Genomic DNA, 22,369 nt, shown 5'->3' with positions numbered 1-22,369 from the left:
TCGATCGAGGGCACGGGCTCGCCCTGCCCCACCGATCTGCTCAGACTCTCGACCGGCATCGAGGATGTCGAGGACCTCTACGCCGACCTCGACCAAGCGCTGAAAGCAGGCCACGCCTGATTCTTGATCGCGGATCTCCCGAGGGCGCGGGCGCAGCAGGGACTGTGCCACGGCCAGCCCGCCGGCCTATCTCGACGCGACAGGTTCCACCTCGCCGGTACCTGGCTCATCGACGAAATTGGCTCCCCAGCGGACAAGGGAGCCAATATCGTCGTGTGACCGGGGGGCAGGGATAACCTGCTCTCCCCGCAGAATCAGAACTTATAGGTGATGCCGGCGCCGAACAGCCAAGGATCGATCTTGACCTTGCCGGTCACGAGACCGGCATTCACCTTGACCTTCGGCTCGAGGAAGATCTTCTTCACATCGAGATTCAGGCCCCAATGCTGGTCCAGCATGATGTCGATGCCGCCCTGCAGGGCGAGGCCAAACGTGTCTTGCAGGTTAAAGCTGGTGAAGCCGCCTTTAGCCTTCTCATTGAAGAACACGGTGTAGTTCACGCCGACGCCGACATAAGGTTTGAACGCGCCGAAATCGGTGAAGTGATACTGCAGCATCAGCGTAGGCGGCAGCAGCCAGGCCGAACCGATGCGAGCCCCCGCAAGCGCACCGGCGCCCTTCACATTATGCGGGGTGACGCCGAGGACCAGTTCGACGGCAATGTTCTTCGTAAAGAAGTAGCTGATGTCGAGTTCCGGCACGACCGAAGTCGAGATGCTGACATCGGCTCCGGGCACCCTGACGCCGCCGATGCTGAGCTTTGCGCTTTCCTGCGGCATGACGACGAGAGCCCGCCCGCGGATCATCCAAGGGTTCCACACCGTCATGGTCGGAGCCAGCGGTGCGCTCTTGGATGAAGGCAGATCGGAGGCCTGAGCGCCACAGATCGCGCTGGAACCAAGCAGGAATGCAGACAGGCAAGTGCGTAACACGACGGACTTCATGACAGGCCCCCAAGGCGAGATGGCCCGCGATCGCAAGGAGTTCGTCGCCAGGCACATGATCCATCAGCGCCAAATCGCTCCCGCGGGAATTGATCCGGATCAAAACCAAGCCGCGCCCACAGCCGATCGAATCTCACTGTTGCATGCTGGACACACGCCCTTGGTGCTCCGAGGTCCGCGCCGGACCTCGGAGCACCGTCACAGCCCTGAAACAGGGCAGCGCTAGCCCAGCCCGAACATCGCAAGGAGATCGACCATGTCGGGCCAGAAGCTTGAAACCAGCCGCCGCGCACTCTTGCTGAGCCTGGGGGTCGCAGCACTGGCCCTGCCGGCCGCCGCTCGCAACTTGCCCGCCCTGCCGACAGCGAAACTCGGCAGCGACATCGGCTACTGGGGAGCGGTGCGCGGTCTCTACAGCGTCACCCCCGACATGGTGAATCTCGAGAACGGCTATTGGGGCATCATGGCAGAGCCGGTGAAGGCCGAGTACAAGCGTCTGACCGACTTCGTGAATTTCGAGAATACAGTCTATGCCCGCACCAGGATCGGGCAGGATCTCGACGATGTCCGCGCGCCGCTGGCCACCTTCCTGGGCGTGGCGCGGGAAGAGATCGCGCTGACGCGCGGCGCGACCGAGGCGCTGCAGGCGCTGATCTCGGGCTACAACAAGCTGAAGCCCGGCGACACCGTGCTCTATGCCGATCTCGACTATGACTCGATGCAATATGCCATGAACTGGCTGAAGGACCGGCGCGGGGTCGCGGTCGCCAAATTCGACATCCCCGAACCCGCCACCCGTCAGGCCGTGCTCGACGCTTATGACGTCGCGCTGAAAGCCAATCCGAAGACCAAGTTGCTTCTCCTGACCCATATCAGCCACCGCACCGGGCTGATGATGCCGGTCAAGGAGCTCGCCGCCATGGCCAAGGCGCGCGGCGTCGACGTCATCCTCGATGCCGCCCATAGCTGGGGCCAGATCGACTTCCAGGCCAAGGATCTCGGCATCGATTTCATCGGCTTCAACCTGCATAAATGGATCGGCGCGCCGCTTGGCGTCGGCATGCTCTACATCGCCCGCGAGCGGCTGGCCGATATCGATCCCTATATGGCCGATGAGGATTTCAAGGCCGACGATGTCCGCTCGCGCGTCCACACCGGCACGCCGAACTTCGCCGCCCAGCTCACCGTCCCGACCGCGCTGGCGCTGCATCGCGAGATCGGCCCGCAGGCCAAGGAGGCGCGCTATCGCCATCTGCGGAATTACTGGGTCAGCAAGGCGCGCGAGCTGAAGGGCGTCGAGATCCAGACGCCCGACGATGCCACCATGGTCGCCGGCATCACCTCCTTCGCGCTGACCGGCAAGCGCTCGCCGGCCGAGACGAACGCGATCGTCGCGGCGCTGCGCGACCAGCACAAGGTGATGACGGTGCGGCGCGGGGGAGTCGCCAAGGGCAACACCATCCGGATCTCGCCGGCGCCCTACATCATGGAAGCCGATCTCGACCGCTTCGTCGCGGCGCTGGCGGTGATCTCGGGCAATCGCGCCGGCTGAGACGCCGCGACCGCCAGGCTCGCCGTCGGGCGCGTTCAGCCGCCGACGGCGGTGTATTCGGTCTCGATTGAGGAGGCGTGGGCCTCGTGATCGAAGCCGTAGATGTGGATCGAGATGGCGTCGCCAGCGCCGAGATTGCGCATGCGGTGAATATTGGGACCCGAGGGCAGCATGCAGCCGACATAGCCAGCCTGGCGCTCCTGCTCCTCGGTCGGCACGGCACGGGCCGCGTCGATGGCGCGATACCAAGTCTCGGTGATCGTACCGGCGACGACGCCAAAGCAGCAGGAGCAGTGATGGTCGTGGATGCAGGTGGTCGCGCCTTGCGCCCAGACGATCGCCCAGACGCTGACCGCTTCGTTGCCGGCGAGCAGGTTTCGGGTGTAGCCCCCGGCTTTGCGTTCGAGCGGCAGGCGCTGGACAAGATCGGGCATCGCGACGAGTTCGCGCAGGACAGTGCGGGCGGCGGCGAGATAGTCGCGCGAGAGCGTGCCTGCGTCCGTCCGCAGACTGCGCAAGACGGCGCCGCGCCGCTCCTCGTTCAGAAACCCCTGCATGCCGCGACTCCCCTCGCCCAATCTCCAGACAAGGATAGCGGAGCGGCGTGAAACGGGTTTGCAAACTCGCGGCGAGATCGGCGATTCCTGAAAATCGTTGCCAAGTATAGCGATAAAGTTAGAAAATTATCGTGCTCGTATGATTCCGGGCGATCATCATATTCCGTATCGCATTGGGAGTTCCATGGCCAAGTTGGACGCCTTCGATCTTCGCATCCTGGCGCGGCTGCAGGATGATGCGAGCCTGCCGCTGGCGGAACTCGCCGAAGCAGTCGGGTTGTCGTCGACGCCGTGCTGGCGGCGCGTGCAGAAGCTGGAGGCGGCGGGCTATATCCGCAAGCGGGTGGCGTTGCTCGACCGGGCCAAGCTCCAGGCCGGCGTGACCGTCTTCATCGCGGTCAAGACGGCACGTCACTCGATGGAATGGCTGGAGCGCTTCCACGCCGCCGTGCTCGATTTGCCCGAGATCGTCGATTTCTACCGGATGAGCGGCGAGATCGACTATCTGCTCAAGGCCTGTGTGTCGGACATCGCCGCCTATGACGCGCTCTACAAGAAGCTGATCTCGCGGATCGACCTCAACGACGTGACCTCGATGTTCGCTATGGAGGAGCTCAAGTCAACGACCGCGATTCCGCTGGGATTTGTGGAGCGGGCGTCGTGAGCACGGCTAGTCGCGGAATGTCCGCAATAGGAAAGCAGCTCCTCATTTATGAGTTTGCTACCTAACCCTTCGCCACCTTCTGATAGTCCTTCACATCGGAAAAGCTCACCTCCGGGGCGCGCTCGGCGTCGTATTTCAGGGTGAACTGGCTGGAGGCCATGAAGACCGGGTCGCCGTCGAGATCGTCGGCCATCGAGGACGGCTTCAGGGAGACGAATTTCTGCAGCGCCGCCTTGTCGTCGGACGAGACCCAGCGCGCAATCGAGAACTGGCAGGGCTCGAAATCGACCGGCAGCGAATATTCGACATCCATGCGCTCCTTGAGCACGTCGAGCTGCAATGCACCGACCACGCCGACGATCGCCGGCGCGCCGTCGTGCGGCAGGAAGAGCTGGACGACGCCTTCTTCGGCCATCTGCTGCAGCGCCTCGCGCAGCTTCTTGGCCTTCATCGCGTCCTTCAGCTTGACGCGGCGCAGGATTTCCGGAGCGAAGCTCGGCACGCCCTTGAAGACGATGTCCTCCCCCTCGGTCAGCGTATCGCCGATGCGCAAGGTGCCGTGGTTGGGCAGGCCGACGATATCGCCCGCATAGGCCTCCTCCGCGATCGAGCGGTCACGGGCGAAGAAGAATTGCGGTGCGTTCAGCGGCATCGGCTTGCCAGTGCGCACCAGCTTCGCCTTCATGCCGCGCGAGAGCTTGCCCGAGCAGACGCGCATGAAGGCGATGCGGTCGCGGTGGTTGGGGTCCATGTTCGCCTGGATCTTGAAGACGAAGCCGGTCATCTTCGGCTCGTCCGCCTCGATCGCGCGCTTGTCGGCAATCTGCGCGCGCGGGCTCGGCGCATAGGCTCCGAGTGCATCGATCAGATCGCGCACGCCGTAATCGCGCAACGCCGCGCCGAAATAGACCGGCGTCAGATGGCCCTCGCGGAACGACTCCAGATCGAAGGGCTTGAGGCCCTCGGCCGCGAGGAAGACCTCCTCGCGCCAGGTCTCGGCCGCACCGTTGGGCAGCAAGGTGTCGAAAAGCGGATCGTCAGGACCCGAGACCGCCAGGTCCTGCGTGGTCTCGTCGCCTTTCTGGTTGCGGCGGAAGGTGTTGGCCTTGAGATCATAGGTGCCGACGAATTCGCGTCCGCGCCCGACGGGCCAGGTCATCGGCGCGACATCGAGCGCCAAAGTGGTCTCGATCTCGGCGATCAGATCGAACAGGTCGCGCGTCTCGCGGTCGACCTTGTTGATGAAGGTGACGATCGGGATGTCGCGCAACCGGCAGACCTCGAACAGCTTCTTGGTGCGCGCCTCGATGCCCTTGGCCGCGTCGATCACCATCACGGCGGAATCGACCGCGGTCAGGGTGCGGTAGGTGTCCTCGGAGAAGTCCTCGTGGCCCGGCGTGTCCAACAGGTTGAAGACATGCCCGCCATATTCGAACGTCATCACCGAGGTCACGACCGAGATGCCGCGCTGGCGCTCGATCTTCATCCAGTCGGAGGAGGTCTGGCGGCGGCCGGCCTTGGCGCGCACCTCGCCGGCGAGCTGGATCGCGCCGCCGAAATAGAGCAGCTTTTCGGTCAGCGTGGTCTTGCCCGCGTCCGGATGCGAGATGATGGCGAAGGTGCGCCGGCGCGCATGAGGGGCGGTCGTCGCGGCCGCCTCGATGGTCTGAATGTCGGTCATGGCCGTGTGAGAACAGGATGAGGCCCGCGAAGTCAATCAGCCCGCCCCAAAGCGGCCGGCAATTACCTCGGCTGAAAGCCTCCAACAAAACCTGGAGGGGCCTCGACGTCAGCAATTCGGCCGTTCCGCCAGACGGTGCGAAGCCGATGCCATTGGCATCGGCAAGCGGCGCTGTGCCGCGGACGACCGAATTGCCGGCACCGGAAGCGGGTTTTGGAGGGGCGCCCCCAGGTTCTGTTAGAGGCTCTTAATCATTCCTCATCACTATACGGAACTCCCGGGTCAGGATTTGCGCACCGGCCCGGCGAACGGGAGATAGCGCCGATGGATGGTCGCCTTGCGCAAGATTGCCAACCAGATTTTCGCAAGCGTGGCCTTGCTGGCCCTGGCGGCGGCGCTCACCATCTTCATCGGCGTCGAGACGCTCAGCCGCTATGCCGCGATGACGGACGAGATGCAGGCCGCCTCGCGCAGGGTCCTGATGGCCGAACGCATGAACGGTCTCGTCAATGCCGTCGTCATGGAAACGCGCGGCATGATCATGAGCCGCGACGCACAGGACGCCGAGCAATTCGCCCAGCCCCTCATGGCCGAACTCGCCGATATCCGCCGACTGCTCGCGGATTGGCGCCAGCACGTCAAGCCGGAGGACGAGGCGGCGTTCCGCGAGGTCGCGGTCCAGGTCGAGGCCTTCGCCGTCTTCCGTGAGGAAGCCGTGCGCCGGGGCCGCCTGTCCGGCCCGGCTGCGGTCAACGAGCTCACCAACAACGAAAGCAACCGGGCCAATCGACTGGCCCTGAACGCCGCGCTCAAGCACCTCGCGGCGCTCAGCGGCGCCGACAGCGCCACAATCGACAGCAAGCTCAGCGAACTCCAGAAGAGCAGCATCCGCACGCAGATCGTGATCGGTACGCTCGTCATCTCGCTTGGCCTTGCGCTTACCCTCATCGTCGCGCGCTGGCGGGTGGCAAAACCGCTGAGCCTCCTCGCCAAGACGATGCAGCGCCTGGCCTTTTCCGAACCCGTCGACGCCATTCCCTCGATCTCTCGGTCCGACGAGATCGGCAGCATGGCGCGCGCCGTCGTCGTGTTTCGCGACAACGCCCGGGCGCGCGATTCGCTCGAAGCCGATGCACGCAGCTCCGAGGCCGCCAGAGCGGGCCGGCAGGCCAGGCGCGAGCAGTTGATCGCCGATTTCGACGTCAGGATCGAGGCCGTGCTCGACACGGTGCGCGCCAGCTCCCGCGAGATGGAGGCAACCGCGCGCACCCTCTCGACCATCGCCACGGACGCAACCGTACAGGCCGGCGGCGCGCGCAGCGCCTCGCTCGATGCCTCCGACAGCGTCCGCGCCGTCGCCGCGGCCTCGGAGGAGCTCTCGGCCTCGATCGCGGAAATCGCCGAGCGCGTCGACAAAGCCAACAGCGTTGTCACCAGTGCGGCGCAGGACGCTGAAGCCGCGAGCACCAATGTCGCCAATCTGGCGCAGGCCGCGAGCAACATCGCCAAGGTGATCGGGCTGATCCGCGACATCGCCGCCCAGACCAATCTGCTCGCACTCAACGCCACCATCGAGGCCGCCCGCGCCGGCGAAGCGGGGCGCGGCTTCAGCGTCGTGGCCGGGGAGGTCAAGTTGCTGGCGAGCCGGACCGCGCAGGCGACGGATGAGATCGCTGCGCAGATCGGCGCCTTCGAGCGCGAGACGCAGGACGCCGTCATCAGCATCGAGACGATCGCGGCCGTCATGAGCGAGGTCGCGCAGCATACCGTCGCCATCGCGGGAGCCACCATCCAGCAGCGGATCGCGACCTCCGAGATCGCCAGCAGCGCCCAGGCCACGGCCGGCAGCACGGCGAACGTCGCCAACCAGATGGAGCACGTCACCGCGGCGTCCGAATCGGCGACGGCTTCGGCGAGCCAGGTCCTGGCCACCGCCGAGAAACTGGCGCGCGAGGCGCAGGATCTGCGCGGCGCGGTCGAGACCTTCTTCAGGGATGTGCGCGCGGCCTGATCGACGGGCTGCCCCAAGAGCATTGCGTGAAAAAGTGGTTACCGGTTTTTCGCGGGAGCAATGCTCTCAACTTTTGGAATCGATCACGTTTCTCGCCTTCGGACGTTTCCGTCCGAAGGCGACACGATCGAGAGCATTGCGCGAAAAAGTGGGAGCCGGTTTTCGGGACAAGCCGATGCAGAATCGAAGCCTCACAGCATCAGGCCGAACAGGACATTCGGCCTGATGCTGTGGAGCCTTCAGTTCTTCAGGCGATAGCCGGTGCGGAAGATCCAGCCGACGATGGCGATACAGGCCGCAAGGAAGACCAGCGTCATCCCCAGGCTGACGCCGAGGCCGACATCGGCGACGCCGTAGAAGCTCCAGCGGAAGCCGCTGATCAGGTAGACGACCGGGTTGAACAGCGCGACCGTGCGCCAGAAGCCCGGCAGCATGTCGATCGAATAGAAGGACCCGCCGAGGAAGGTCAGCGGCGTCACGATCAGAAGCGGCACCACCTGCAAGCGTTCGAAACCGTCGGCCCAGATGCCGATGATGAAGCCGAACAGGCTGAAGGTGGTCGCGGTCAGCGCCAGGAAGAGCAGCATGAAGAGCGGATGCTCGATCCTGATCTCGGGCACGAAGAAGGAGGCCGTCAGCAGGATGATCAGCCCGAGCAGGATCGATTTTGTCGCGGCTGCTCCGACATAGGCGGTCACGGCTTCCCACCAGGCGACCGGGGCCGAGAGCAGTTCGTAGATCGTGCCGGTGAATTTCGGGAAATAGATCGCGAAAGAGGCATTGGCGATGCTCTGCGTCAGCAGCGAGAGCATGATCAGCCCGGGCACGATGAAGGCGCCGTAAGGCACGCCGCCGATCACCGGCATATGCGAGCCGATCGCTCCGCCGAAGACGATGAAATAGAGCGAGGTCGAGATCACCGGCGAGACTATGCTCTGCAGCGGCGTGCGCCAAGTCCGCGCCATCTCGAACAGATAGATCGCGCGGATGGCATACCAGTTGACGATTGCCGCGGTCATCGGCGGTCCCTCACCAGGCTGACGAAGATGTCTTCGAGCGAACTCTGGCTGGTGTGCAGGTCCTTGAAGCGGATGTTGGCCTGGCTGAGGTCCTGCAGCAGCGCCGTGATCCCGGTGCGCTCGGCCTTGGTGTCGTAGGTGTAGACGAGCTCGTTGCCCTCAGCCTCCAGCGCCAGGTCGTAGCTCGCCAGCACAGGCGGCACGGAAGCCAGCGGCTCCTGCAGGGACAGGGTCAATTGCTTGCGCCCGAGCTTGCGCATCAGCTCGGCCTTTTCCTCGACAAGGATGATTTCGCCCTTGCTGATGACGCCGATCCGGTCGGCCATCTCCTCGGCCTCTTCGATGTAATGCGTCGTCAGGATGATGGTGACCCCGCGCTCCTGAAGCCCGCGCACGAGCTTCCACATGTCCTGGCGCAGCTCGACATCGACGCCCGCCGTCGGTTCGTCGAGGAAGAGGATCTGCGGCTCATGCGCGAGCGCCTTGGCGATCAGCACGCGTCGCTTCATCCCGCCGGACAGCATCCGGATCTGCGTGTCGCGCTTGTCCCAGAGCGTGAGGTCCTTCAGCACCTGCTCGACCAGAGCCGGATCCCGGCGCTTGCCGAACAGGCCACGGCTGAAGTTGACCGTGCTCCAGACCGTCTCGAAAGCGTCCGTCGTCAGCTCCTGCGGCACGAGGCCGATCTTGGCGCGTGCGGCGCGATAGTCCGTGACGATGTCGTGCCCATCGGCCAGCACCTGCCCGCTGCTGGGGTTGACCAGCCCGCAGATGATGCTGATCAGCGTGGTCTTGCCGGCGCCATTGGGCCCGAGCAACGCGAAGATCTCGCCGCGCCGGATCGACAGGTCGACGCCCTTGAGCGCGCTGAAGCCCGATTTGTAGGTCTTCGACAGGTTGGTAACGGAAATGATCGGCTGCATGGGCGGCATATAGGCGAGATCACGTCAGGTTGCGATGCTGCGGGCATGCGCGCCGCGCGCAACCGGGAAAGCATCTACGCCTGACGGGCTCTGTCAGCAGCCCGACATGGCAATGGCCGGAGCGAGGCCCGGCCATTGCAGATGTGAAGCAAAGCGGCCTGCCGCTTCAGCGCATGAAGAACCAGAGCAGGATGATCAGCGGAATCGGCACACCAAGGAGCCACAAAGCAATCGAGCGCATTGAAAAACCTCTTTCGAACAGACCATGCTGGGGCAACGCCCCCATGGCGCGAAAGGTTCCTCAATTCCGGGAAAGCCCCCGGAAGGCGCGCTATCTGAAGCTGATGCCCTCGACCAGCTTGGACATGGCGGCGTCATGGGTCTTGTCGCCTTCCGGCGAGGCCCAATAGGTCATCAGGATGATCTTGCCGCTCGCCACATTCGGATTGATCGCGACATAACGGATGATCGAGGGGCCATCCTTGTTGGTTGCGGTGAGTTCGGTGAAGGACCAGGCCCGGCCGTTGATCTCGGACTTCTTCGTCTCGGACGCACCGGTGACCGTGACGCCTTCCTTCTTGAAATAGCGGTCATGCTCCTTTTGAACGCTGTCCATCTCGCCGGGCGCGATCAGCTCGAACCAGAGATAGACCTCCTCGTCGGGCGTCTTGATCTCGAGCCCGCGCGCGATCGTCTTGCCCGACCATTCCTCAGGAATCGTCACGGTTGCGACGGGATCGGCCGCGGTGAGGGTGAGCGGACCCGCCAGGGCCGGCATGGCGGCCATCACAGCGGCAACGGTGAAAGCCCGGATCATGTTTGACAGCATCGATATCTCCCCAGCGCCTTAGGCGTTTGCGCCTGCTTGTCGACAGATCTCGGCAGGCAAAAACCGCCAAGCCCTTCAGGCTCGGCCGCGGCACGTTGCCCTTGGGGCAGGAGGCTGGCAATCGGCCTGACGCGTTTTCAGGAGAACTCCGTGACGCTGGGATGCCAGATCGGTTGATAGCCGTTCATCAGCGCGCTCAGCGTCGCCGGCGGCGTCAAGACGGCGACCGCACCAGTTGGACGAGGCCGGCGCGCGATATAGCCCGATGGCGACCAGAGCAGCCCTGCATCGCCCCTGAGAGCCAGGAATCCTGCATCGTTCGCGACCATCGCGCCATCGGGCAATGCCTCCGCCGCGAGCCGGTGCAGGCGCTTCTCGCGGCCGATGCGTCGCTCCGCGTCGAGCCTGCGGTCGATCTCCGGAAAGAGCGGCGTCTCGCTCAAGCCGAGGCCGCTCACCAATGCCGCGCGATAGCGCAGCGCATCCGCGCGGCGGCATTCCATGCAGGGCCGGTGGCCGGCGGCGAGCGCAGTCACTTCGTCGCAGAAGAACAGCTCGGTATAGCCCCGCCCCCAGACCTTCCGGCTGCGTCCTTTGAAGGAGAGCACGCAGCAGAGCCATTGCCGGTTGGCATAAAGCCGCGTCGGCACGGCGTGCGACCGCGGGTCGTGGAAACGCCCGCCGCGATTGCCATAGAACTGGCCGCGCGCCGGGTCGGCGAAGAGGCTGCCATCGGGGCTGACGCGATTGGGAAGGGGCATGCTGCGCACTATGCTCGGGTTCGATACGAGCTTAGGCGCCTCGATGTCAGAGCGCGACAGCAGCGTGCGGGCAGGCAAGCTCAGTCGCGCAGGCCGGCGACCGCCGGGGCGCGATAGGACATCAGCGCCGGCACGAGCGTGATCGCGCTGCCGATGAGCAGCAGCGCCGCCACGAAGGCGATCTCCTGGCTCTCGATCGCGAAGACGAGCCGCAGCCCGGTCTGCCCGGCGATGACGCCCGACAGCATTGTCGTCAGCACCGCGCCAGCCAGCAGGCCCGCGACGCAGCCCGCGCCGATCAGCCCGGCCATGCCGAGCCAGACGACCAGCAGCACATAGCCGCGCGGCGCCCCCAGCGCCCGCAGGATCGCATAGCGTCGCCGCCGCAGGCCCGCGACCGCGATCAAGAGCAGCAGGACCGCCGCCAGGATCAGCAGCGCATTGAGGAAGGAGGCCGCGACCAGGACGCTGCGGACGTCGCCGAGTGCGCGGTAGAGCGTGACCAGCACCTCGGCGGGAAAGAACGCCATCGTACCGCCCTGGCGATATTGCGCCCGCAAGGCATAGGCGCCGGCGACGCCGCGCGGCTTGACGACCAGGGCCGGCACGCCGGGAATCCGCGGCCCGTCGAAGGGCGGCCCGATCCGGCCGTCATCCGCGGCGTGGCCATTGGCGAGGCCATGGATCTCCCAGACGCTCTCGACCGGCACCAGGATCGCGCGGTCCCAGGGCGAGCCGAGGCGCGGCAGCCGCCCGACCGCGACATAGTCATGGCCGGCATGGCGATGCCCGGCCTCGTCCTCATGCGCCACACCCGGACGCGCGCTGGCGCCGAGGACGCCATGCGACGGCGCGATGCTGTCGCCGAGGCCATAGCTGACATCGGCCCCCAGCACCGCCTCGCCCTCCCTCGCGAAGAGCCGGCCCTGCGATGGCGCGAGCCGCCCCCAGCGGCCGGCAAAGGCCGCCGTGGTGCCGACGATCACATAGCCCTTGCTGACATCGCCGAAGGCGATCGGCGCGACGCCGGCGACGCGCTCGTCCTGCGCCAGCGTATTGAGCAATCGCCCGTCCATCAGCGGCACCGCGTCCGGCTGAAGATAGACCGCCGACATCAGCAATTGCGTCTGGCTGCCCGGCGCGCCGATCAGCAGGTCGAAATCCTCGGCGGCTGCCGCCGAACTTCGCCGCAAGGCCCGCTCCTGCGCCCCGATCGCCACCCCGACAGCGACGGCGAGCGCCACCAGCGCGATGATCGCCAGCGCCGTCCAGCGCAGGGCCCGGATATCGGCCCACACCATCGGGAACGGGTTCATGCCGCGCTCTCGAACGGTGCGGCCTGGGCCGCTGCAAGCTCGATGCGCCGGTCCATCCGCGCCAGCAGCGCCGTATCATGCGAGGCGCAGATCAGGGTCGCGCCGGTTTCGGTCGCGACCTCGACCAGGAGCGCTCCGACCTCGGCCGCATGGGCGGCGTCGAGGCTGGCTGTCGGCTCATCGGCAAGGATCAGCGCAGGCTGGAGCAAGACCGCGCGCGCGATCGCCACGCGCTGCTGCTCGCCGCGCGACAGCACGCCGGCCTTGCGCCTGAGATCGGTCAGCCCCATCCGGGCGGCGAGCATCGCCGCCCGCTCATGCTCGGCCGGCCTGATCCGCCACTGCGAGAAGGTCAGGGGCAAGGTGATGTTCGCCGCGACGTCGAGCTCCGGGATCAGGTGGAAATCCTGGAAGACGAAACCCAGCGTCGCCTGGCGCCAGCGGTCGCGGGCGCCGGTCGACAGCTCAGAGACGACCATGTCGCCCCAGCTGACCGAACCGGCATCGGGCCGGATCAGCCCGGCGACGAGATGCAGCAGCGAGGTCTTGCCCGAGCCCGAGGCGCCGCGCAGCCCCACCCGGGCCCCAGCTGGAATTGCCAGGCCGGCAAGATCGAGCACCCGGAACGGCCGGCCGTCGCCGCCGCGATGATCGAGCCTGATCCCGGTCAGTTGCAGCCGCGCCGCGCGCCCCGGCTTCCGTTCAGGTGACGTGAAAGCTGGCATCGACGAGTCTGATCTGGCTGACGAAGCCGGTCTCGGCATCGATCGCGGAACCGATTTCGAGACGGCCGGAGACCGCGACCTTCTGCCCGGCGCTGACCATCGGCGTCACCGCCTTCATGAAGACCACGACGATGTCGACCGGCCAGTCGGCATCGGACTGGCAGAACGGGCAGATCGCCAGGGGCTCGCGCGTCAGCACGAAGAAATGGCTTTCGGGCTTCAGCGGCGGCGCCATGTAGCCGAGCATGCGCACCTCCTGCCCGCGCAGGCTCGTGGCGCGATCCGAGAACTGGAAGCCGAGCACGCCGAAGGATTTGTAGAGCCCGTCGAAACTGATCGTCGCGGGCTCGTCTGCGCGGACCGCTTCGCAAAGCGCGAGCGTCGCGAGTCCCTGCGCGAGCCCCAGAAGGAGCCCGCGACGGGACAGTCTTGCGAGGAGGATCGGTTGCTGCACGGACCATTCGCCTCGGATCAGGACAGGCTCACTCGCCACCCAGCGCCAGCGCCTCCGCCATCACGCGGAAGACATAGGTGTTGGGCTTGTGGCCGCGGAATTTCTCGGCGCCCGGACCCATCGCGGTCAAGATGCCGTCATCGCCCGAATGCACGCCCGAATTCGCGTCGAAGGGCAGGTTGCCGACCTTGCGCGTCGCCAGCGGTCCGGTGCAATCGGCCTCGTTGGCGACATTGGTCTTGCCGTCGGCGCTCTTCACGGCTGGGACGCGCTCGCCATTCATGAAGGGGCGACCCGTGTCGCAGGTGTCGGGATAGGTCCCGAAGACCACGGCGAGGCGGCGCGAGGTGTTGACGTTGGTCGGATAGCCGTCGGCATCGAGCGGGCCGTAATTCGGCGCCTTGGAGTCGGCGTAGGTGCCGAGCTTGTCGCGCAGGAGCTGGCCCGGGCGCTCGTCGTCATAGGTGCCGACGAGAGAGACCGCATGGGTGTGGTCGGGCACGACGATGATCAGCGTGTCGTTGCGTTCGCCGGCGAAATCCTTGGCGATCTTGACGGCGTTGTCGAGCATGATCGTGTCGAACACGGCCCGCTCCCAGTCGAGCGAATGGCTGTATTTGTCGATGCGGCCGGACTCGACCATCAGGAAGAAGCCGTCCTCATTGCCCTTCAGCATGTCGATCGCGGCCTTGGTCTGCTCGGCGACGTCGGGCTGGTCGGGGAATTTGGCGATGCTGCCCTTCTTGGCCAGGCGCAGATCGAAGGCGCCGTCGACATTGCTGGTGTTGTAGAGACCGAGCAGCTTCTTGGCGCCGGAAGCGGCGGCCACATTCATCTCGGTCTTGGTCGTGGCGATCGTGTAGCCGGCCGCCTTGAACTGGGCGATGAAGTCGAGATCGTCGGTGCGCTTGGAGCCCGGCGTCGTCTTGGGCAGGAAGTTCGGCGAGCCGCCGCCCATGATCACATCGGGCTTCACATCGTAGAACATCTTGACGATGTCGTTGTAGTCCGAGCGCCGGCGGGTATGGGCGACCATGGCGGCAGGCGTCGCATCCTCGATCTCGGCATTGGTGACGACGCCGATCGTCATCTTGTTGCGGCGCTTGATCACTTCCGAGATGGTCTCGACCTTGGGATGGTCCAGCGTCAGCGCGTTCTTGGCGCAGTAGACGCCGAGCGCGTTGACGCAGGATTTGTGGCCGGTGGTGTAGGCATGGGCGCTGTTGGCGCTGTCGGTGACGATGGAATCGCTGCCCGAGGTCGAGATCAGCGCCATGTTCGGCATGTCATCGATGGCAAGCTCGCCATTGAAGCGACCTTCTTCCCAGCCCTTGGACATGATCCGCGCCGCGGTGCGATGCGCCACCGACATGCCGTCGCCGACGAACAGGATGACGTTCTTGGCCCGGCGCGGCTGGGCCGTCGCGAAGACCTCCCATTTCACCGTCGCCTTGTTCGCCCCTTGCGTCGCCTCGACGACGTAGTTGCCGGCCGGCAGCGTCGCGCCGCGCAGCCACAGCGCCGAATGCTTCTGGCCTTCCTCGTTCTGGATGAAATTCGTCGGCTTGCCGAAGATATCGGCGGCGGGCTTGCCGTTGATGGTGACCGTCACATCGGCCGAAGTCGGCGCGTTGGGGAACTCGACCTTGAAATCGAAGCGCGAGCCCTCGAGGATCTCGGCCCGGTTGATCGGGTAGATCGTCTGCGCCAGCGCGGGAGTGGCCCCGGCAAGCCCTGTCGCAAGGATCGTCATCAGCCATTTTTGCGCGCGCATGCCCAGTCTCCGCTCGAACCCGTTCGATATCCGCCGGCGAGCGTTAGGAAGTGCATGTGACAATACGATTACTACATGCGCTTTCATGACGTTGTGAATGTTATACTATAACAATAGACACACACTCCCGAACACCGCCGTCATCTCCAGCACGGCGCCATCTCTTGCACGGCGCCATGAACCGGCAGGCTACGCTTCCTTGAAGCCGTAATCGGGAATGCCCTGCTCGTTGCCGTAATATTTATACGGCAGGAACTTGCCCGACATCGCGATCTTGACGCGATCGCCCTTCGGATTCGGCTCACGCTCGAACTCGATGTTGAAGTCGATCGCCGACATGATGCCGTCGCCGAACTCCTCCTCGATCAATGCCTTCCAGGCCGGGCCGTTGACCATCACCATCTCGTAGAAGCGATAGATCAGCGGGTCGGTCGGCGGCATCGGTGTGCCGGTGCCGCGATAGGGCACCTCGTTGAGCATCCGTTTCTCGTTCTCGGTGAGGCCGAACAGGGTCGCAGCCTTCTCCGCCAAGGGCTTGACCAACTTCATCTGGCCGAGCAGCGCGCCGACGATCAGCACCTCGGACATGCCGCCGATTTCCCCGGTGATGTATTTCCAGCTCCAGCCCTTCTCGCGCTTGATGTCGAGGATCTTCTCGGTGAGTTCTTCGCGCTTCATGGTCTTGGCTCCTCCTTGGAGAATATCGGCGCCAGAATGTCGGCCGTGCCCGCCTCAGGCGGCCTTCGGGCATGCGGCGAGCGGCGCCTGACGGGCTGGCGAACCCAAACCTTGGTAGCAAGCGGCGGGCCAAGAGCCCGTGCTCGCCCGAGTACCGGCTGCGGCACGAGGTGCAGTCATTCCGACTTTGTGAGATCCCGGCAGGATCATCTTAACGTTACGCGGATGTAAGGACCGCAACGTAAGGTATTTGAAGTAATTTCCGCGTCATCCAGAGGTCCACCGACCACGCGGAAAACCTGATCGCCCGATGAACTCCTATATTCCCCTGATCCTGTTCACGGTGCTGACCAACGCCGCCGCCCAGCTCATGCTCAAGCGCGGCATGAGCGGCCTGGGCCAGCTCGACCCCGGCCATGACGGGCTGATCGCCACGGTCCTGCGTGTCGTCTTCAACCCTTTCGTCTTCTTCGGCCTGTGCACCTTCGTGGTCAGCATGGCCTCCCATCTCGTCGTGCTGTCGAAGGTTCAGATCAGCTACGCCTATCCGTTCCTGAGCCTCGCCTACGTCGTGGTCGCGGTTTACGCCTATTTCTTCTTCCAGGAGGATCTGAGCCCTGCCCGCATTGCCGGCATCGGGCTGATCGTGCTGGGCACCATCTTCATCGCACAGAGCTGAGGGACCGACATGGATCTGATCGCACGCCTCTTCCTTCGTCTCGGCATGCTGCTGGGACCGAAACCCGTGCTCCGGCCGGTCCCGGTGCCGGTCCGCACCCCGCCGCGCCTGCCGCGTTGACCCAAGAGCAATTTGCGATCCTGCTGGATCGCTCAAATTCTCCAAGCCGTTGTTTCAATGCGTTGTCCTTGCGCGAACCGGTGTCGATTCCGCTCGCAAACGCTCTAGTCCGGAAGACCTGAACCCATGAAACATATCATCATCGGCGGAGACGGTTTCGTCGGCTCGCATCTGGCCGCGGACCTGGCGGCCATGGGCGAGGAGGTGCTGGTCGCCGACATCGTCAAGAGCGGCCATGCGCATTACGCCAAGGTGCCGTTCCAGCAGATCGATGTAACCAGCACTGAGAGCGTGAACGCCATCCCGCTCGCCAAGGACGACCTCGTCTACAATCTCTCGGCCAAGATGCTTTCGCCCATCGTGACCCGCAAGGAGCGCCACGATTTCTTCTGGCCGGTGAACTACCACGGCACCGCCAATATCCTGGCCTGGATGGAGAAGAACGGCGCCAACAAGCTCGTCCACTTCACCACGGACATGATCTACGGCCATTCCGTCACCGTGCCGCAGGACGAGACCCATCCCGCCAAACCGCTCGGCGAATATGGCGAGAGCAAGCTCGCCACCGAGACGCTGGCGCAGGGCTATCGCGACAAGGGCTTCCAGATCCCGATCTTCCGGCCGCGCTTGATCATCGGGCCGGGCCGGCTCGGCATCCTGGTCAAGCTGTTCACGCTGATCGACATGAATCTGCCGGTGCCGATGATCGGCTCGGGCAAGAACCCCTATCAGTTCATCTCGGTGTTCGACTGCGCCAGCGCTTGCATCGCGGCCTGGAAGGCCGGCTTCCCCAACAGCGCCTATAATCTCGGCTCGGACGATCCGCCGCCGGTGAAGAAGCTGCTCGGCGACCTGATCGCGCATGCCGGCTCGAAATCGATCCTGCTGCCGACGCCGGCGCCGCTGGTCAAGCTGACGCTGAACACGCTCGACTGGATCAACCTGCCGATCATGGATCCCGAGCAGTACATGATCGCCGACGAGATCTGCATCCTCGACACCTCCAAGGCCAAGCGCGAACTCGGCTGGACGCCCAAGCACCGCGACGAGGATATGCTGCTCGCCGCCTACACCGAATACCGCAAGAGCAAAGACATCCGGAATCAGGCGCAGAGGAGCCTCGCAGCATGAGCATGCCCGCTTTCAAGACCGACGCTGCGCCCGCTCGCCCGAAGCTTTACAGCGTCGAGGAGGCCAAGCAGCTCGACGCCGCGACCGTGCGCGAGCTCTTCACCGCCCACGTCAATCCCGGCCAGCTGCATTTCCTGAAACTGCTCGGCTTCGACAAGATCATCGTCGATCGCGCCCAGGGCATGCATTACATCACCCGCGACGGCCGCAAGATCCTCGATTTCTTCGGCGGCTTCTGCTCGGTCGCCTTCGGTCACAACCACCCGCGCATCGTCGCGGCGCGGCAGAAGTTCCAGGACGAGAACCGCCATGAGATCTGCATGGCCTTCATGTCGCAATACGCCTCCGCGCTGGCGGCCAACCTCGCCGCAATCGCACCCGGCGATCTCGACATGGTCTTCTTCGGCTCGACCGGCTCGGAGGTGATGGAGGCGGCGCTGAAAGTCGCCGAGCAGGCGCAGGGACCGGGCAGGTCCAAGATCCTGCACGCAGCGAACTCTTTCCACGGCAAGACCAAGGGCGTGCTCTCGGTCACGGATTCCAACCTTTACCAGTCGCAGTTCAAACTGGTCGAGAACCGGGTCAAGGTGCCCTTCGGCGATATCGAAGCCGTGCGCCAGGCCCTGGAAAGCGATCCCGCGATCGGCATCGTCGTGATGGAGACGATCCAGGGCGGCGGCGGCATCGTCGAGGCGCCGGCAGGTTTCTGGCGCGAATTGCGCGCGCTTTGCGACAAGCATGGCGTGCTCTGGGTCGCCGACGAGGTCCAGTGCGGTCTCGGCCGCACCGGCCAGTTCTTCGCCTTCGAGCGCGACGGTGTCGTGCCGGACGTGACCGCACTCGCCAAGGCGCTTGGCGGCTCCAAGGCGGCGATGGGCGCGATGATCGCCCGCCGTGAGATCTACATGAAGGCCTATGGCAAACCCAAGACCGCGCTGATCCATGCCCAGGCGACGTTCGGCGGCATGGGCGAGGCCTGCATCTCGGCGATCGAGGCGCTGAACGTGCTCTATGAGGAAGACCTCATGGGCAACGCCCAGCGTCAGGGCGACCATCTCATCGAGAAGCTCAACGGCCTGCGCGCGAAGCATCCGAGCCTGCTCAAGGAGATCCGCGGGCGCGGCCTGATGATCGGCATCGAGTTCAACGACATCAGCGAGACCATGCCGTTTGGGCTCAAGCATATGGTCGCATTGCTCGACGACAAGCTGAAAGGCTCTCTCTGCGGCTTCATCGGCGCGCTCTTGCTGAAGGATTACGACATGCTTGTCGCCTTCACCGAGTACAACCGCAACGTCATCCGGCTGGAGCCGCCACTGATCATCACCCGCGAGCAATGCGACGAATTCATCGCGGCGCTCGACGATTTGCTCTCGCGCGGCATCACCAAGATCGTCACCGATTATCTGCGCAAGGTCGCCGTGGCGAAGGGCTGAGGCCCGCTGCCACGCAATGTCTGAAAGGGCCGGTTCGCCGGCCCTTTTCTGTCCGCGCGGAATTCTTTTCGCATGGAAGCCGCTGACATGCGCTGACGGAAGCTCGGGGCAAGCAATACCGAAACCAAGGGCTACCGAAACAAGGGGCGCTTCATGCTCGGCCATCTCTCCTTCGGCGTCCGCGATCTCACCACCGCCATCGCCTTCTATGATGCGGCGCTTGGCCCGCTCGGGCTGATCCGCGTCTGGACCGCTCCGGATGCCGCCGGCTATGGGCCGCCAGGCGGCGGCGACTTGCTGGCGCTGAAACTGCGGCCGCAAACCTCCCCGCCTGGGCCGGGTTTCCACCTCGCCTTCGATGCGCCGACGCGCAGCGTGGTCGATGCCTTCCACGCCGCTGCCCTGGCCGCAGGCGGCCACGATAATGGCGCGCCTGGCCTGCGCCTGCATTACGGACCGAGCTACTACGCCGCCTTCGTCATCGCTCCTGAAGGCTGGAATCTCGAGGCCGTCTGTCAGACAACGAGCTGAAGCCGGGCTCGTCTCTCGAAGGCCCCGTCTGCGGCAATCTCAGGGCATTGCCCGAAAAGCGGGAGCCGGTTTTCGGACCAGGCCGACGCAAGCTCAAAGCCATGCAGCATCAGGGAATTTGCGATGCGGCCGATGCGCTCCTAACCTTCGGACTTCGACCGATCCGGCTGAACCAGGATCGGCGTCCTGGAGGAAGCCGAGATGATCCGTCGCTCTATCGCTGCAGCCATGCTGGTTGCCTGCGCGCTTTCGGCCCCGCAACCGGCGAAGGCCAAGATCACCCGCATCGAGATCGCCAGGACCGAGCCCGCTTTCGGCGGCCAGTCCTTCAGCGCCGTCGGTCCCTATGAACGCATCACCGGCAAGGCTTTCGGCGAGGTCGATCCGAAGAACCCGGCCAATGCCCGCATCCAGGACCTCGCGCTTGCCCCGCGCAATGCCCGCGGCATGGTCGAGTACACGACCGACATCGACATCCTCAGACCGAAGGATGAGAGCAAGGGCAACGGCATTCTGCTCTTCAACATCCCAAACCGCGGCAATAAGGGGCTGCTCCAGCCCTTCAATCTCGACACGGGCACAGTCGCCGAGATGAACGCGCTCGCCAAACCCGGCGACGGCTTCCTCCAGCGACAGGGCTACAGCATGGTCTGGTTCGGCTGGCAGGCCGATGTGCTGCCCGGCAACAACCGCATGACCATGCAGGCACCGGCAGCAAGGAACCCGGACGGCTCGCCCATCACCGGCCTCGTCCGCGCCGAATTCGTGGTGATGGAAGCCGCCAAGACCCAGAATCTGTCGAGCGGCTGGTTCACCGGCATGACGCATGATTCCTATCCGACCGTCAGCACCGACAACCGCACGCCCCTGCCCGACGGCTTCCTGCCGACGCTGACGGCGCGCGCCCGCGAGAATGCACCGCGCATGCCCGTGCCCAACAGCGAATGGGGCTTCGGCAGTTGCGCCGCGGACGGAACGATCAAGCCCGACGCCAAGGCGATCTGCCTGCCCGCGGGCTTCCAGCCCGGGCGTCTTTACGAGCTGATCTACCGAGCCAAGGATCCGACCGTGCTCGGCCTCGGCTACGCTGCCGCACGCGACCTCGCCGTCTTCCTGCGCGATGCCAAAGCCGATGAGGCCGGCACGCTCAACCCGATCGGCCGGCGCGGCCAGAAGGCGATGGTGATGGGCACTTCGCAATCGGGCCGCTTCATCCGCTCCTTCCTGCAGCTCGGCTTCAACCGGGACGAGGCCGGCCGGAAAGCCTATGACGCGGCGCTGCCGCATATCGGCGGCGGGTTGATGCCGCTTTCGCTGCGCTTCGCCCAACCCGGCCGCGCCTGGGGCCAGCAGATCGACCATCTCTATCCGGCCTATGATTTCCCGTTCAACTACGCTCGCGTGCAGGATCCGCTGACCGGGCGGCGGCAGGGCATTCTCGACCGTTGCCGCAGGGACGGCACCTGCCCGCTGATCTTCCATGCGGCGACGGCGCTGGAAATGTGGGAGGCGCGCCAGTCGCTCGGCCTGACCGATCCACTGGGCCTGCACGACATCCCCGATCCGGCCAATGTCCGCACCTACATCATGGCCTCGACCCAGCACAGCCCGACGCCCCTGCCACTGCCGACGGCTGCCCCCTTCGGCCAATGCCAGCAGCAGGCCAATCCCAACCCGCATAACTGGACGATGCGCGCCCTGCTCACCGCGCTGACGAGCTGGGTCCGGGATGGCATCGCTCCGCCGACTCCCGCCATGCCGCGCATCGCCGACGGCACGCTGGTGACGCCGGATCTCGTCCGCTTCCCGACGATCCCCGCCAATAGCTATGGCAATGTCGTGCGCCCGGCCCTGCGCTATCTCGGCGCGACCAACCCGCTGCATCCGCTCGATTTCGGCAAGGGCTACAACGCCGCCGACGGCATGGGCGTCATCAGCGTGGAGCCGCCGCGCACGAAGCCCGGCAGCTATGGCGTGCTGGTGCCGCAGGTCGACGCCGACGGCATTGATCTCGCCGGCATCAAGAATGTCGTCACCGCCGTGCCGATCGGCACCTATACCGGCTGGAACCTGTTCCGGAAGGAGCGCTTCGAGGACGGCTTCTGCATCTTCCAGGGCAGCTTCGTGCCCTTCGCCCGCACCAGGCAGGAGCGCCTCGACACCGGCGACCCGCGGCTCTCGATCGAAGAGCGCTACCCGACGCCGCAGGCCTATGCCGAGACGGTGAAGACGGCGGCCGATGCGCTGGTGGCGAAGCGTTATCTCCTGCCGGAGGACGCAGCCTTGCTCACGGAAAAGGCTCGCAGTGAAGGCATCCGGCTCGCCCCCTAGAGCATTTTCGAGCGAAGTGGGCACCGGTTCGCGTGAAGAAAATGCTATAAAACAAGGAGGTAGAGCATTTCCGCGATTCGGAGAAACGCGGAAATGCTCTAGGACCTGTGGACACTTATCGGAGCCATAAGACAGTTGCGGCGAGAGTGACGACGGCGAGGTAGTTCCTGGCGGTCTTTTCGAAGCGGGTTGC

General features: G+C 64.9%; 20 protein-coding genes and 2 pseudogenes. 9 read left to right on the top strand and 13 right to left on the bottom strand.

Annotation, left to right across the window (positions count from 1 at the left end):
• Nucleotides 1-120, top strand: a 120-nt coding sequence (locus CYD53_RS30055; protein ID WP_146055954.1) for a PLP-dependent transferase, incomplete at its 5' end; no start/stop codon positions are given.
• Between the two features lie 194 nt (nt 121-314).
• Here the strand turns inward: CYD53_RS30055 and CYD53_RS29020 are convergent.
• Nucleotides 315-1,004: an OmpW/AlkL family protein gene (locus CYD53_RS29020; RefSeq protein ID WP_103721551.1), complete on the bottom strand. Its 690-nt coding sequence runs from the start codon at nt 1,002-1,004 to the stop codon at nt 315-317.
• A gap of 256 nt (nt 1,005-1,260) precedes the next feature.
• Here CYD53_RS29020 and CYD53_RS29015 point away from each other — a divergent pair, with 256 nt between their 5' ends.
• Entirely contained in the window at nt 1,261-2,556 is a 1,296-nt protein-coding gene (locus CYD53_RS29015) for an aminotransferase class V-fold PLP-dependent enzyme (RefSeq protein ID WP_103721550.1), read from the top strand.
• A 35-nt stretch (nt 2,557-2,591) separates the two neighbouring features.
• Here the strand turns inward: CYD53_RS29015 and CYD53_RS29010 are convergent, their stop codons facing one another.
• The gene (locus CYD53_RS29010; protein ID WP_103721549.1) at nt 2,592-3,113 is read right to left on the bottom strand and encodes a cysteine dioxygenase; all 522 of its coding nucleotides are present in this window, start codon (nt 3,111-3,113) and stop codon (nt 2,592-2,594) included.
• A gap of 193 nt (nt 3,114-3,306) precedes the next feature.
• On the opposite strand from CYD53_RS29010, the gene CYD53_RS29005 reads away from it, so the two are divergent.
• The gene (locus CYD53_RS29005) at nt 3,307-3,777 is read left to right on the top strand and encodes an Lrp/AsnC family transcriptional regulator (protein ID WP_210202452.1); all 471 of its coding nucleotides are present in this window, start codon (nt 3,307-3,309) and stop codon (nt 3,775-3,777) included.
• Nucleotides 3,778-3,838: 61 nt separating this feature from the next.
• Here the strand turns inward: CYD53_RS29005 and CYD53_RS29000 are convergent, their stop codons facing one another.
• Nucleotides 3,839-5,458: a peptide chain release factor 3 gene (locus CYD53_RS29000; protein ID WP_103721547.1), complete on the bottom strand. Its 1,620-nt coding sequence runs from the start codon at nt 5,456-5,458 to the stop codon at nt 3,839-3,841.
• A gap of 337 nt (nt 5,459-5,795) precedes the next feature.
• Here CYD53_RS29000 and CYD53_RS28995 point away from each other — a divergent pair, with 337 nt between their 5' ends.
• The gene (locus CYD53_RS28995) at nt 5,796-7,469 is read left to right on the top strand and encodes a methyl-accepting chemotaxis protein (protein ID WP_181012075.1); all 1,674 of its coding nucleotides are present in this window, start codon (nt 5,796-5,798) and stop codon (nt 7,467-7,469) included.
• A gap of 239 nt (nt 7,470-7,708) precedes the next feature.
• On the opposite strand, the gene CYD53_RS28990 is transcribed toward CYD53_RS28995, so the two are convergent.
• The 9 genes from CYD53_RS28990 to cynS all read right to left on the bottom strand — a co-directional run bounded on the left by CYD53_RS28990 (nt 7,709) and on the right by cynS (nt 15,948).
• Nucleotides 7,709-8,488: an ABC transporter permease gene (locus CYD53_RS28990; protein ID WP_103721545.1), complete on the bottom strand. Its 780-nt coding sequence runs from the start codon at nt 8,486-8,488 to the stop codon at nt 7,709-7,711.
• On the bottom strand, nt 8,485-9,411 hold the full coding sequence (locus tag CYD53_RS28985) for an ABC transporter ATP-binding protein (RefSeq protein ID WP_103721554.1): 927 nt from the start codon (nt 9,409-9,411) through the stop codon (nt 8,485-8,487). The genes CYD53_RS28990 and CYD53_RS28985 overlap by 4 nt, the downstream gene beginning before the upstream one ends.
• Before the next feature lie 331 nt (nt 9,412-9,742).
• Nucleotides 9,743-10,240 (bottom strand): hypothetical protein, encoded by a 498-nt coding sequence (locus CYD53_RS28980; protein ID WP_103721544.1) that lies wholly within the window; start codon nt 10,238-10,240, stop codon nt 9,743-9,745.
• A 137-nt stretch (nt 10,241-10,377) separates the two neighbouring features.
• Nucleotides 10,378-11,001 carry a hypothetical protein gene (locus CYD53_RS28975; protein WP_103721543.1) on the bottom strand — a complete coding sequence of 208 codons (624 nt, stop codon included), beginning with the start codon at nt 10,999-11,001 and terminating at the stop codon, nt 10,378-10,380.
• A gap of 80 nt (nt 11,002-11,081) precedes the next feature.
• Nucleotides 11,082-12,317 carry an FtsX-like permease family protein gene (locus CYD53_RS28970; protein ID WP_103721542.1) on the bottom strand — a complete coding sequence of 412 codons (1,236 nt, stop codon included), beginning with the start codon at nt 12,315-12,317 and terminating at the stop codon, nt 11,082-11,084.
• Nucleotides 12,314-13,042, bottom strand: coding sequence for an ABC transporter ATP-binding protein (locus CYD53_RS28965; RefSeq protein WP_103721541.1), 729 nt, complete (start codon nt 13,040-13,042; stop codon nt 12,314-12,316). The genes CYD53_RS28970 and CYD53_RS28965 overlap by 4 nt, the downstream gene beginning before the upstream one ends.
• On the bottom strand, nt 13,020-13,496 hold the full coding sequence (locus tag CYD53_RS28960) for a hypothetical protein (RefSeq protein ID WP_245928479.1): 477 nt from the start codon (nt 13,494-13,496) through the stop codon (nt 13,020-13,022). The genes CYD53_RS28965 and CYD53_RS28960 overlap by 23 nt, the downstream gene beginning before the upstream one ends.
• 28 nt (nt 13,497-13,524) lie before the next feature.
• Nucleotides 13,525-15,270 carry an alkaline phosphatase gene (locus CYD53_RS28955; RefSeq protein WP_245928477.1) on the bottom strand — a complete coding sequence of 582 codons (1,746 nt, stop codon included), beginning with the start codon at nt 15,268-15,270 and terminating at the stop codon, nt 13,525-13,527.
• Nucleotides 15,271-15,459: 189 nt separating this feature from the next.
• Nucleotides 15,460-15,948, bottom strand: coding sequence for a cyanase (gene cynS / locus CYD53_RS28950; protein ID WP_103721540.1), 489 nt, complete (start codon nt 15,946-15,948; stop codon nt 15,460-15,462).
• 310 nt (nt 15,949-16,258) lie between these two features.
• On the opposite strand from cynS, the pseudogene CYD53_RS28945 reads away from it, so the two are divergent.
• The 5 genes and pseudogenes from CYD53_RS28945 to CYD53_RS28925 form a co-directional block, all read left to right on the top strand.
• Nucleotides 16,259-16,624: pseudogene (locus CYD53_RS28945) on the top strand (EamA family transporter); the annotation flags it as partial.
• A gap of 249 nt (nt 16,625-16,873) precedes the next feature.
• Complete coding sequence (locus tag CYD53_RS28940) at nt 16,874-17,878, top strand: NAD-dependent epimerase/dehydratase family protein (RefSeq protein ID WP_103721538.1); 1,005 nt, start codon at nt 16,874-16,876, stop codon at nt 17,876-17,878.
• Nucleotides 17,875-19,314, top strand: coding sequence for an aspartate aminotransferase family protein (locus tag CYD53_RS28935; protein WP_103721537.1), 1,440 nt, complete (start codon nt 17,875-17,877; stop codon nt 19,312-19,314). The genes CYD53_RS28940 and CYD53_RS28935 overlap by 4 nt, the downstream gene beginning before the upstream one ends.
• A gap of 153 nt (nt 19,315-19,467) precedes the next feature.
• Nucleotides 19,468-19,845, top strand: a complete 378-nt coding sequence (locus CYD53_RS28930; protein ID WP_103721536.1) for a VOC family protein — start codon at nt 19,468-19,470, stop codon at nt 19,843-19,845.
• Between the two features lie 201 nt (nt 19,846-20,046).
• Nucleotides 20,047-22,176 carry an alpha/beta hydrolase domain-containing protein gene (locus CYD53_RS28925; protein WP_210202450.1) on the top strand — a complete coding sequence of 710 codons (2,130 nt, stop codon included), beginning with the start codon at nt 20,047-20,049 and terminating at the stop codon, nt 22,174-22,176.
• 115 nt (nt 22,177-22,291) lie between these two features.
• On the opposite strand, the pseudogene CYD53_RS28920 reads toward CYD53_RS28925, so the two are convergent.
• A pseudogene (locus tag CYD53_RS28920) lies at nt 22,292-22,369 on the bottom strand (IS5/IS1182 family transposase); the annotation flags it as partial.

The sequence above is a fragment of the Allobosea psychrotolerans genome (genome assembly GCF_002917105.1).
Classification (GTDB): Bacteria; Pseudomonadota; Alphaproteobacteria; order Rhizobiales; family Beijerinckiaceae; genus Allobosea; species Allobosea psychrotolerans.
This window is presented reverse-complemented; position numbering and strand designations above follow the sequence as displayed.